The following is a 10,901-nucleotide window of genomic DNA, read 5'->3' as shown; positions in this document are numbered from 1 at the left end:
GGCGATCGGGATGCGCAGGGTGAGCACGCCCGCGTCGTAGTCGGCCTCGATGTGCTCGGTGTCCAGCGTGTCGGCCAGCACGATCTGGCGGGAGAAGACGCCCAGCGGCCGTTCCGACAGGTCCATCTGCACGTCGTCGGCCTTCGCCACGGGCCTGCGCTCGGCCTTGACGGTCAGCATGTTCCGTTCGACGTCGATGTCGATCGCGTCCGCGGTGACGCCGGGGATGTCGAAGGCCACCACGTACTGGTCACCCTCGCGGTAGGCGTCCATCGGCATCGGGGACGGCCGCGACCACGTGCCCGGGCCCATCAGCTGCTGCGCCAGCCGGTCCAGCTCGCGGAAGGGGTCAGTGCGCATCAACATGGGGAAACACCTCCAGGGAGATCAGGCAGTTGCTGCCAATGCGCCTCACTGAAACCGTTGTAGCATGTCATCGAATGGATGACAAACAGGAGTGTCACCCGATGGATGACCAGCTGAGGAGGTGGCCATGACCCCGGCCGACCAGCCGCCGTCGCCCGGCATCGGCGCGCCGAACCCGGCGTCGTTCCTCGCCGCAGCGGCAGCCCTGCGGGCCATAGACGACGCCCTGCGGACCGCACGGCGCGAGGACCGCGACACCCGCGAGGACCGCGACACCGCCGACGCCCAGCGTGTCGCCCCGGAGAACGTCGCCCCGGAGAAGGCCTTGGCCTCCCTCCTGCTGCTGCGGCAGGTACGCGAGCAGCTCGCGGGCTGGGAGACCGGCCTGATCGAGACGGCCCGCGAGGCGGGCGCGAGCTGGGCCGACCTCGCCCACCCCCTCGGCGTCTCCAGCCGCCAGGCCGCCGAACGCCGCTACCTGCGCGGCCGGCCCGGCCCCGCGGGAACCACCGGCGAACAACGCGTCCAGGCCACCCGCGAACGCCGCGCCGCCGAACGCACCACCGCCGACTGGGCCCGTCGCAACGCAGCCGACCTGCGCCGCATCGCCGGTCAGATCACCGCCCTCACCGACCTGCCCACCGCGGCCCGCGACCCGCTCAGCCGGCTGCACGCGGCCCTCGCCCACGACGACCCCGCCGTCCTCGTCCGCCCCCTCAACGCCACTCGCCCGCACCTCGCCCCCGGCCACCCCGAACTCGCCGCCCAGCTGGACGCGTTGACGAACTCGGACACCGGCCCGGAAGCCCCTCAGCCTCCGCCGCGGTAGCCGGTGCCGGACCCGGCCGGGAGTCCGGCGCCGCGCTCGGCTCCGACCACCGCTCAGGGGGTGTCATGTCCTCAGATAGGCGAGGACGGCCAGCACCCTGCGATGGGACTCGTCCGTCGGAGGGAGGTCCAGTTTGGTGAGGATGCCGCTGATGTGCTTGCCGACGGCGGCCTCGGACACCACCAGTGCGCGGGCGATCGACCCGTTCGACCTTCCCTCGGCGATCAGCGCCAGGACCTCACGCTCGCGCGGACTGAGCCGCTCCAGCGGATCGCGGCGGCGGCGCAGCAGTTGTCGTACGACCTCGGGGTCGACGACCGTGCCGCCTTCCGCCACCTCCCGGAGGGCGTCGACGAACTCCTCGACCTGTCCCACCCGGTCCTTGAGCAGATAGCCGATGCCCGTTCCGTCGCCGGAGTCCAGCAGTTCGGCTGCGTACGTCCGCTGCACGTACTGGCTGAGGACCAGGACCGGCAGCGTGGGCCGCCGCTCGCGCAGCCGCAGCGCCGCGTGCAGTCCCTCGTCCTGGAAGCCCGGCGGCATGCGCACGTCCGTCACCACGATGTCCGGGACGTGCTCCTCGGCCGCGGCTGTCAGCGCCTCGGCATCCCCCACGGCCGCGACCACCTCGTGACCGCAGCGGCCGAGCAGGCCGATGAGCCCCTCCCGCAGCAGCACGCTGTCCTCGGCCAGAACTACCCGGAGCGATCGGTGCGTTCGCAAGGAAACTCCACACTCAGCAGTGTCGGTCCGCCGGGCGGACTGGCCAGTGACAGTCTGCCATCCAGTACGGACACCCGGTCGGCGAGACCGGTCAGCCCGCTGCCCGCGCCGGCGTCCGCGCCGCCCCGGCCGTCGTCCCGCACCAGCAGGCGCAGACGCCCGTCGCGGTGGTCGCCCGTCACCCGCGCGCGGCCGGCCCCACTGTGCCTGTCGACGTTGGCGAGGGCTTCGCAGACCACGAAGTACGCGGCGGACTCCACGGCGGCGGGAAGCCGCCCCGGCAGTGCCAGTTCGACGTCCACGGGCACCGCGCAGCGGTCCGCGGCGTCGGCGACCGCCGCTTCGAGGCCGTAGTCCGTGAGCACCTTCGGGTGGACGCCGCGGATGAGTTCGCGCAGTTCCGCGAGGGCCTTGCCGGCCTCCTCGTGGGCCTTGGCGAGCTGGTCCGCGAGCGGTCCGGGCGGCGCGTCCAGCCGGGCCAGACCCAGCGTCATCGTCAGTGCCACCAGCCGCTGCTGGGCGCCGTCGTGCAGATCGCGCTCGATGCGCCGCCGCTCCGCCTCGAAGGCGTCCACCAACCGCACGCGCGACCGCGTCAGTTCGACGACCCTGGCCCCCAGGTCGCTCTCGCGCGGGGCGATGAGCAGACGCGTCAGTGCGGCCCGGGCGCCGGCCGCGACCCCCAGGGCGTAGCCGCCCAGAGCCAGGGCGAGCAGCCCGAGCACGGCGATGCCGAAGGCCGTCGGCCAGGTGGTGACCGTCCAGGCCTTGAGGACCTTGGTCTCCCGGCCGCCGCCGGCCGTGGCCATCAGCAGCGGGGTCGCGACCACGGCCAGCGGGAGGAGCAGACCGACGGTGATCGCGAGGGCGTCGACCGGCCACAGCAGCACCGCGAGGAGGAAGGCGTGGCCGAGCTCCCGCCAGGTGGTCTGCTCGCGCAGCCGGGTGGTCAGCCAGGACCACGGCCCCCCGGCGGCGGGCGGCCGGTGCGGGTCGGGGACCGGGTCCCGGTCGATCAGGCGCAGCCGGTGCCGTTCCACCCGGGCCACCGGGATCCCGGCGAACGCCACGAGAACGAGCAGCGGGAGCCCCACCAGCACGATCGCGAGGGTGCCGCCCACCGCGACCGCGCCCAGCAGGCCGACGAGGGCGACCGGGCCGGCCAGCGCCCCCGTGAGCAGGTAGCCGGCGGAGCGCCACGGCCACGACGACAGCAGGAAGCCCGGCCGGGACATGGCCTGCCACACGTTGCGAGGGTGCATGAGCGCCACCGTAGAAGGCCGGAACCGCCGGTGCCATGGGCTCAGCAGGACCCCCGGGGGTAGGCCTGGCCCTACCCCGAGTGTCGTTCCTGCCGCAGTGCGCCACAGCGTCCCGCCACGGTTTCGTGGAGCCACGGAGCCATGGACCTGTGGAGTCACGACACCGAACGAGTAGGGGCATATGAACCAGGACGCGATCCAGTTGCGCTCGGTCAGCAGGCGGTACGGGTCCGGGGAAGGCGCGGTGAACGCGCTCGACCGGGTCTCGCTCACCTTCCCTGCGGGGACGTTCACCGCCGTCATGGGCCCCTCGGGCTCGGGCAAGTCGACCCTGCTGCAGTGCGCCGCCGGTCTTGACCGCCCCACGTCGGGGTCGGTGACCGTCGGCGGGACCGAGCTGACGCAGCTGAGCGAGACCCGGCTGACCCTCCTGCGGCGCGAACGCATCGGCTTCGTGTTCCAGGCGTTCAACCTGCTGCCCTCGCTGACCGCCGAGCAGAACGTGGCGCTGCCCCTGCGGCTGGCCGGCCGCCGTCCCTCCAGGGCCCGGCTGCGTGAGGTGCTCGCACAGGTCGGTCTGGCCGACCGGGCGGGCCACCGGCCGGCGGAGCTGTCCGGCGGCCAGCAGCAGCGGGTCGCTCTCGCCCGCGCCCTGATCACCCGCCCCGAGGTGCTCTTCGGTGACGAGCCGACCGGCGCCCTCGACTCACGGACGAGCCGCGAAGTGCTCGGGCTGCTGCGGGACATGGTCGACTCCGAGGGCCAGACGGTCATCATGGTCACGCACGACCCGGTGGCCGCGTCGTACGCCGACCGGGTCGTCCTCCTCGTCGACGGGCGGGTCGACGGCGAGCTGGTCGGGGCGGGCGCCGACGGCATCGCGACGCACATGGCGGAGCTGGAGGCCGCGCCGTGCTGAGTGTCGCGGGTGTCGCGGGTGTCGCGCTGCGCACCCTGCGCACCCGCTGGACCACCTTCGCCGGCAGCTTCGTCGCCCTCTCGCTCGGTGTCGCGCTGATCGCCGTGATGGGCCTGGCCCTCGCCTCGTCACTGGACGCGCCCGACCGCGGACCGGAGCGGTTCGCCGCCGCTCCGGTCGTGGTCAGGGGAGCGGACAGGCTGCGGGTGTCCACCCCGGCCGGCGAGCGGGTGCAGCGGCTCGCCCAGCCGCGCGCCGTGCCGCCGGGGACCGTCACGGAGCTGAGGAAGCTCGGTACGGTCGTCGAGGACCGGTCGTTCGCCGTCCGGGCCCGGGGCGGGCCGGGCGACCTGGTCGGTCATCCCTGGTCCGTCGCCGCCTTCGCGCCTTACACGCTCGACGCGGGCCGCGCTCCCCGCTCGGCCGGCGAGGTCGTCGTCAGCGGCGACTGGGCGAGACCCGGCGAGCGGGTGCGGACCGACCACGGGACCGTACGGGTGGTCGGCACCGTCGCCCCGCGGGGCTTCGAGCACGCCGTCTTCTACACCGACGCCCGAGCCGCCCGGCTGTCGCCCCGGAGCATCCAGTTGGCGGTCGACGCGGACGCGGACGCGGTCCGCGCGGCGGTGAGCGGCAGCGCCGACGTGCGGGTCCTCACCGGTGCCGGACGCCGCTCGGCCGACCCGGATCCCGACCGGGACGAGAAGGCGCTCGTCGCGATGAACGCCCTGTTCGGCACCGCCGGCGGCGTCACCGCCTTCGTGTCGGTGTTCGTGGTGGCGTCCACCTTCGCGTTCTCGGTGGCGCAGCGGCGCCGCGAGTTCGGGCTGCTGCGCACGGCCGGGGCGACGCCGGGGCAGCTCCGCGGGATGGTGGTCGCCGAGGCCTTCCTGGTCGGCGTGCTCGCCTCGGCGGTCGGCTGCGTCCTCGGCGCGTACGGGGCGCCCCGGCTGGCGTCGTGGGTGGTGGCCGGTGGTCTCGCCCCGCCCTGGTTCGGTATCGGCGACGCCGTCTGGCCGTACGGCGTGGCCTTCGCGACGGGGCCGGCCGTGGCGCTGTGCGGGGTGGTGGCGGCGTCCTGGCGGGCCGGCCGGACCGGACCCGCCCAGGCGCTGCGCGAGGCGTCGGTGGACACCCGGACGATGACGTGGGGCCGCCTGCTGTCCGGCACCGGGCTGCTGCTGACCGCCCTCGTGACACTGGCCCTGGCCCTGTACGGCGACCCCGGTGACCTGCTGCACCGCAAGACCTACGTGAGCAGGCCGATGCTGCTGATCACCGCCGTGGCGCTGCTCGCACCCGTGGTGGTGCGTCCGCTGACCCGGTTGCTCGCCTGGCCCGCGGCCCGGCTGCCCGGCGCGGGCGGCATGCTGGTGCGGGAGAACGCCGCCGCCGGTGTCCGGCGGACCGCCGCGATCGCGGCACCGGTCCTGGTCACGGTCGCGCTGACGGGCTCGCTGCTGGGCGCCACCGCGACCCTGGACGAGGCGAAGGCCACCGAGGCACGGCAGCGGACGTCCGCCGCCTTCGTCGTCGTCCCGGGCGGCGGTACGGGCGGTGGTACGAGCAGCGGTACGGGCAGCGGTACGGGCGGCGGTACGGGCTTCGCCCCGGAGACCCTGCGCGAGCTGCGTGACGTGCCCGGTGCGGAGGTCTCCCCCACCTCGTCGAGCGCCGTCTACGTGCTGGAGGACGGCGTCGCGCTCAACAGGGCCGAGGCGCGCGCGGCGGACCCCGGCCCGCTCGCCGCCACCACCCGGCTGCCCGTCGCCGCCGGCCGCCTGGGTGACCTCGACGACGGCTCGATCGTCGTCAACGAGGAGTGGCGGCGGCACACGGTCGGGCAGCGGGTGCGGGTGTGGCTCGGTGACGGTACGCCCAGGACGCTGCGGATCGCCGCGGTGATGACCACCGGGACCGGCGACAACGGGGTCTACGTCACGCCGCGCAACGCCCCGGGCGCGCCCGTGGACCGGGTCGACGTGGCGCTCCGGCACGGTGCCGACGCGAGCGCCGTGGCCGCCGGGTTGCGGGCCGCGGTGCGCACCTCGGGCGGCCGGGTCCTCACCGGGGAGCAGTGGGTGCGGGCCGGTCGACCCGGGACGGACCGGACGACCCGGACGGGGCTTCTGCTGGTCCTCGGCATCGCCCTGCTCTACACCGGCATCTCGCTGGCCAACACCATGGTCATGGCGACGTCGGACCGGGTGCGCGACCTGACGGTGCTGCGGCTGGCCGGCGCCACCCGGTGGCAGGTGCTGCGACTGGTGGGCGCCGAGGCGCTGGTGGTCGTGGCCGTGGGCGGGGTGCTCGGACTCCTCGTCGCCGCGCTCGACCTGGCGGGCATGTGGGGCGCCCTGTGCCTGCTGTCCGTGCGGACACCGCTCCGGCTCCCCTGGACGGCCGTCGGCACCGCCATGGGCGCCTGCGCGCTCCTGGCCGTGATCTCGTCCGTCACCCCCGCCGCGATCGCCCTGCACCGCGCGACGACACAGCCGACAGCCACCCGGGAGTGAGCCACGGACGGCAGGGCAGCGACGGGCCGGGAGGGGCGGGATCTGCGGGGAGAGCCGGGAGTGGTGGGGGCGGTCAGGGGGGCGTTGGGGTGGTGGTGTGGGGGTGGGTTCGAGATGCGGGGGTCGTGGGCGGTGGATACGCTCGCTCAGTGGCCGGGTGACCGATGGCCCGAGGCCGTGGCGCAGCAGCCGCCCCACCCCGCCCGCGGAAACGCGAAATTCCGCAGTCCCCACCTCTGCAGTGTTCACGCCTCCACGGGAGGAAGGTTGCGATGAGGTTCATCCGCATGCGTACCGCAAAGGCCACGGCGGCCGCCCTGGTCGCCTTCCCGCTCGCGTTCGGCGGCCTGGCGTCGCAGAGCCAGGCGCAGGGCGCGTCACCCAGCCCGTCCGGGACGTTCGGTCCCGGCTGTTCCGGGCTGGCCCAGAAGGCCAACACGGCCAAGGACAAGGTCGTCGAGGCCGCGGCCGCCTACCCGCAGCTCAGCCAGCTGGTGTCGGCCGTGGTCCGGGCGGGGCTGACCGGCACCCTCGACGGGAAACCGCACATCACCGTCTTCGCCCCCGACGCGCAGGCCTTCCAGAAGGTGACCGCGTCTCAGCTGTCCTCGCTGCTCGGCAACCAGGGGCAGCTGAAGAAGGTGCTGAGCTACCACGTCGTGGACCAGCAGATCAATCCGGACCAGCTCTCCCACGGCTCCTTCACGACGGTGGAGGGCAGCAAACTGACCACGTCGGGCTCGGGCACGTCCTTCAAGGTCAACGGCAAGGCGAACATCGTCTGCGGCAACATCAAGGCCGCGAACGCCACCATCTACGTCATCGACACGGTTCTGCAGCCCCCGTCCTGACCCACGGGAGCACACCGCGGGCGGCCTCCCCGGAAGGAACTCCGGGGAGGCTGCCCGGCGATGCGGTGCTCAGTACTGAGCGGTGATTCAGTACTGAGCGGTGATTCAGTACTGCTCGGTCTCCACGAAGCCCGAACCGCCGTTGTCGTCCGCGTCGAAGGCGGCGGCGGTCGGGTCGAATCCGGGCGGGCTGTCCTTGAGGGCCAGGCCCATGCCGGCCAGCTTCGCCTTGACCTCGTCGATGGACTTCGCACCGAAGTTGCGGATGTCCAGGAGGTCCGCCTCGGAACGCGCCAGGAGTTCGCCCACCGAGTGGACACCCTCGCGCTTGAGGCAGTTGTAGGAACGGACGGTGAGCTCGAGCTCCTCGATGGGGAGCGCGAGGTCGGCGGCCAGGGCGGCGTCCGTGGGGGACGGGCCCATGTCGATGCCCTCGGCGTCGATGTTCAGCTCGCGGGCGAGACCGAACAGCTCGACCAGGGTCTTGCCCGCCGAGGCCATGGCGTCACGCGGCCGCATCGCCTGCTTCGTCTCGACGTCGACGATCAGCTTGTCGAAGTCGGTGCGCTGCTCGACACGGGTCGCCTCGACCTTGTACGTGACCTTCAGCACCGGGCTGTAGATGGAGTCGACCGGGATCCGGCCGATCTCCTGGCCCACCTGCTTGTTCTGCACGGCCGAGACATAACCACGGCCACGCTCGACCGTGAGCTCCATCTCCAGCTTGCCCTTGCCGTTCAGCGTGGCCAGGACCAGATCGGGGTTGTGCACCTCGACACCCGCCGGCGGCGCGATGTCGGCGGCGGTGACCAGACCCGGCCCCTGCTTGCGCAGGTACATCACGACCGGCTCGTCGTGCTCCGAGGAGACGACCAGCTGCTTGATGTTCAGGATCAGGTCGGTGACGTCGTCCTTGACGCCCGGCACGGTCGTGAACTCGTGCAGGACACCGTCGATCCGGATCGACGTGACAGCCGCCCCGGGAATCGAGGACAGCAGGGTACGGCGCAGAGAGTTGCCGAGGGTGTAGCCGAAGCCCGGCTCCAGCGGCTCGATCACGAACCGGGACCGGAACTCGTCGACGACCTCTTCGGTCAACGAGGGACGCTGAGCAATCAGCACGGGGTATTGCCTCCAGTGTTTGGCGCCCGCTATGTGACGCCGTCGTCCACGAAGGGTACGGGCGGTTCGGCCCTGCATGAAGCCGAACCGCCCGACCCCGCCCACCCGCCGACCGGCCGGCGGCCCCGACACAGGCCGCCACAGGACCGGAACGAGGGCCGCCAACAGGCCTGAACGGGGCCGGAACGAGGGCCGTCAGCGGACCGGAACGAGGACGGCACGGCGGCCGGCAGCAGGCCGGAACGGGGCCTGGGAGGCTCGGGCCCGGCGATCGGCCGTTCCGGTCTCCGGGACCAGCTGGGCAGCCCCACCCGAACAGCCCCGCCCGAACAGCCCCGCCGGGGTGTAGTACCGCGGTACGACCCCGGTGGACCCGTTCAGCCCCCGGTACCACCGGATCGGGGCGATCACGGACTTAGCGTGGCGGAGAGGCGCCGGATCGCTGGACGCCACGTCCGAGAGAAAGAGCTCCGATGATCGAAGCACGGCAGCTGACCAAGAGATACGGCGAGAAGACGGCCGTTGACGGCCTCGACTTCGTCGTGAGACCCGGTACGGTGACGGGCTTCCTGGGGCCGAACGGCGCGGGGAAGTCCACGACGATGCGGATGGTCGTCGGGCTGGACGCCCCCACCAGCGGCTCCGTCACGGTGAACGGCCTCCCCTACGCCCGGCACCGGGCCCCGCTCCAGGAGGTCGGTGCCCTGCTGGAGGCCAGGTCGATCCACCCGGGCCGGTCGGCCCGCAACCACCTCAGGGCGCTGGCGCTGACGCACGGCATCCCGCGCCGCCGGGTCGACGAGGTCATCGAGCTCGCCGGTCTGGAGAGTGTGGCGGGCAAGCGGGCCGGCGCCTTCTCCCTGGGCATGGGCCAGCGGCTCGGGATCGCGGCGGCCCTGCTGGGCGACCCGCAGACGGTGATACTCGACGAACCCGTCAACGGTCTCGACCCCGAGGGTGTCCTCTGGATCCGCAACCTGCTGACCTCGCTCGCCGAGGAAGGGCGCACGGTCTTCGTGTCGTCGCACCTGATGAGCGAGATGGCGCTGGTGGCGGACCACCTGATCGTCGTCGGCCGCGGCCGGCTGCTGGCCGACACGACCGTGCGGGACCTGGTGCGCCGGGCCGGCGGTGACACCGTGCACGTGGCCACCCAGGACCCGGCGCGGCTGCGGGACGTCCTGACCGGCCCCGACGTCGACGTCACCGGTCACATCGGCTCCGAGGAACTGGAGGTGACCGGGCTGAGCGCGCGGGAGATCGGGCTGAAGGCCGCCGAGCACGGCATCGCCCTGTTCGAGCTGAGCACGCGCCAGGTCTCCCTGGAGCAGGCCTTCATGGACCTGACCAAGGACGCCGTGGAGTACCACGGCTCCGCGGCGGCCGCGGGCACCGCACAGGGCACCGGCACCGCGCAGGACACCGAGACCCTCGGGAGGACGGCATGACCTCCACGCTCACCGCCACCACCGACGCGCCCCCCGCGGCCGCGCGCCCCGTGCACCGGGTGACCGGCAGGCGGGTGCTGGCCTCGGAGTGGGCCAAGCTCTGGTCGCTGCGGTCGACCTGGATCACCCTGGGGCTGGGGCTGCTGTTCCTCGTCGCGTTCGGGCTGATCGCGTCGAGCCGGTACAAGTCGGGGATCGGCTCCGCCCACATGGACCCGGACTTCGCCCGCTCGACCGCCGTCAGTCTGTCGCTGTTCGGGACGAACTTCGCGCAGCTCGCCCTCGGCGTGCTCGGCGTGCTGGTCACCGCGGGCGAGTACTCGACCGGCATGATCCGCTCCACGCTGGCGGCGGTGCCGCGCCGGCTGCCGGTGCTGTGGTCCAAGGCGGCCGTGTTCGGCGCGGTCGCCCTGGTGGTGGCCACGCTGGGGGTGTTCGTCGCGTTCCTGTTCGGCAGCCGGATCGTGTCCGGTACGCCCGCCGCGATGGGCCTCTCCCACGCCGGTGTCGTACGGAGCCTGCTGGGCGCCGGTCTCTACCTGGGCCTGGTCGCCGTGATCGGCACGGCGCTCGGGATGCTGCTGCGTTCGGTGGCCGGCGGCATCTCGGTGCTGGTCGCCTCGCTGATGCTGATCCCCGGGCTGATCTCGCTGCTGCCCAGTTCCTGGCGGGACGACATCGGTCCCTACCTGCCCAGCAACGCCGGCGAGTCGGTGTTCGCCCTGACCCACGACTCCACGAGCCTGTCGCCCGGAGCCGGTCTGCTGGTCTTCCTCGGCTGGACGGCGTTCGCGCTGGGCGGGGCGGCGTACCGGCTGCTGCGCAGCGACGTGTGACACCCGCATGATGGTTCGGTGACCCCCGT

Annotated in this window: 10 protein-coding genes; 6 read left to right on the top strand and 4 right to left on the bottom strand. The window is 73.0% G+C overall.

Annotated features, from left to right (window positions below; genetic code table 11):
• Nucleotides 1-366: Hsp20/alpha crystallin family protein (locus tag MB828_RS43805; protein WP_301653018.1), on the bottom strand; the 366-nt coding region annotated here is incomplete at its 3' end.
• Between the two features lie 127 nt (nucleotides 367-493).
• Between MB828_RS43805 and MB828_RS43800 the strand changes: the two genes are divergently transcribed.
• Nucleotides 494-1,195: a type III effector protein gene (locus MB828_RS43800; protein ID WP_301653017.1), complete on the top strand. Its 702-nt coding sequence runs from the start codon at nucleotides 494-496 to the stop codon at nucleotides 1,193-1,195.
• Nucleotides 1,196-1,258: 63 nt separating this feature from the next.
• Here the strand turns inward: MB828_RS43800 and MB828_RS43795 are convergent, their stop codons facing one another.
• Both MB828_RS43795 and MB828_RS43790 read right to left on the bottom strand, forming a co-directional pair.
• Nucleotides 1,259-1,918: a response regulator gene (locus tag MB828_RS43795; RefSeq protein ID WP_301653016.1), complete on the bottom strand. Its 660-nt coding sequence runs from the start codon at nucleotides 1,916-1,918 to the stop codon at nucleotides 1,259-1,261.
• On the bottom strand, nucleotides 1,891-3,180 hold the full coding sequence (locus tag MB828_RS43790) for a sensor histidine kinase (protein WP_301653015.1): 1,290 nt from the start codon (nucleotides 3,178-3,180) through the stop codon (nucleotides 1,891-1,893). The genes MB828_RS43795 and MB828_RS43790 overlap by 28 nt, the downstream gene beginning before the upstream one ends.
• Nucleotides 3,181-3,361: 181 nt before the next feature.
• Here MB828_RS43790 and MB828_RS43785 point away from each other — a divergent pair, with 181 nt between their 5' ends.
• The 3 genes from MB828_RS43785 (at nucleotide 3,362) to MB828_RS43775 (ending at nucleotide 7,466) form a co-directional block, all read left to right on the top strand.
• On the top strand, nucleotides 3,362-4,099 hold the full coding sequence (locus MB828_RS43785) for an ABC transporter ATP-binding protein (RefSeq protein WP_301653014.1): 738 nt from the start codon (nucleotides 3,362-3,364) through the stop codon (nucleotides 4,097-4,099).
• On the top strand, nucleotides 4,093-6,615 hold the full coding sequence (locus MB828_RS43780) for an ABC transporter permease (RefSeq protein WP_301653013.1): 2,523 nt from the start codon (nucleotides 4,093-4,095) through the stop codon (nucleotides 6,613-6,615). The genes MB828_RS43785 and MB828_RS43780 overlap by 7 nt, the downstream gene beginning before the upstream one ends.
• A gap of 272 nt (nucleotides 6,616-6,887) precedes the next feature.
• A complete protein-coding gene (locus MB828_RS43775; RefSeq protein ID WP_430381516.1) occupies nucleotides 6,888-7,466 on the top strand; it encodes a fasciclin domain-containing protein in 579 nt (192 codons plus the stop codon).
• A gap of 105 nt (nucleotides 7,467-7,571) precedes the next feature.
• Here the strand turns inward: MB828_RS43775 and MB828_RS43770 are convergent, their stop codons facing one another.
• Nucleotides 7,572-8,588, bottom strand: coding sequence for a DNA-directed RNA polymerase subunit alpha (locus MB828_RS43770; RefSeq protein ID WP_301653011.1), 1,017 nt, complete (start codon nucleotides 8,586-8,588; stop codon nucleotides 7,572-7,574).
• A gap of 473 nt (nucleotides 8,589-9,061) precedes the next feature.
• On the opposite strand from MB828_RS43770, the gene MB828_RS43765 reads away from it, so the two are divergent.
• Complete coding sequence (locus tag MB828_RS43765) at nucleotides 9,062-10,036, top strand: ABC transporter ATP-binding protein (protein ID WP_301653010.1); 975 nt, start codon at nucleotides 9,062-9,064, stop codon at nucleotides 10,034-10,036.
• Nucleotides 10,033-10,872, top strand: coding sequence for an ABC transporter permease (locus MB828_RS43760; protein ID WP_301653009.1), 840 nt, complete (start codon nucleotides 10,033-10,035; stop codon nucleotides 10,870-10,872). Before MB828_RS43765 ends, MB828_RS43760 begins: the two co-directional genes overlap by 4 nt.
• Nucleotides 10,873-10,901 lie beyond the last annotated feature (29 nt).

Origin of the sequence: Streptomyces arenae, from assembly GCF_022343545.1 — a bacterium.
In the GTDB taxonomy this organism is placed as follows: Bacteria; Actinomycetota; Actinomycetes; order Streptomycetales; family Streptomycetaceae; genus Streptomyces; species Streptomyces humi.
Note: the sequence above shows the minus strand (reverse complement) of the source record. Positions and strands in the feature narration are given on the sequence as shown.

Bases quoted from the DNA above. Each gene is read 5' to 3' on its own strand.
- MB828_RS43800 (WP_301653017.1), top strand. From the start codon at position 494: ATGACCCCGGCCGACCAGCCGCCGTCGCCCGGCATCGGCGCGCCGAAC.
- MB828_RS43790 (WP_301653015.1), bottom strand. From the start codon at position 3,180: ATGCACCCTCGCAACGTGTGGCAGGCCATGTCCCGGCCGGGCTTCCTG.
- MB828_RS43785 (WP_301653014.1), top strand. From the start codon at position 3,362: ATGAACCAGGACGCGATCCAGTTGCGCTCGGTCAGCAGGCGGTACGGG.
- MB828_RS43775 (WP_430381516.1), top strand. From the start codon at position 6,888: ATGAGGTTCATCCGCATGCGTACCGCAAAGGCCACGGCGGCCGCCCTG.
- MB828_RS43765 (WP_301653010.1), top strand. From the start codon at position 9,062: ATGATCGAAGCACGGCAGCTGACCAAGAGATACGGCGAGAAGACGGCC.
- MB828_RS43760 (WP_301653009.1), top strand. From the start codon at position 10,033: ATGACCTCCACGCTCACCGCCACCACCGACGCGCCCCCCGCGGCCGCG.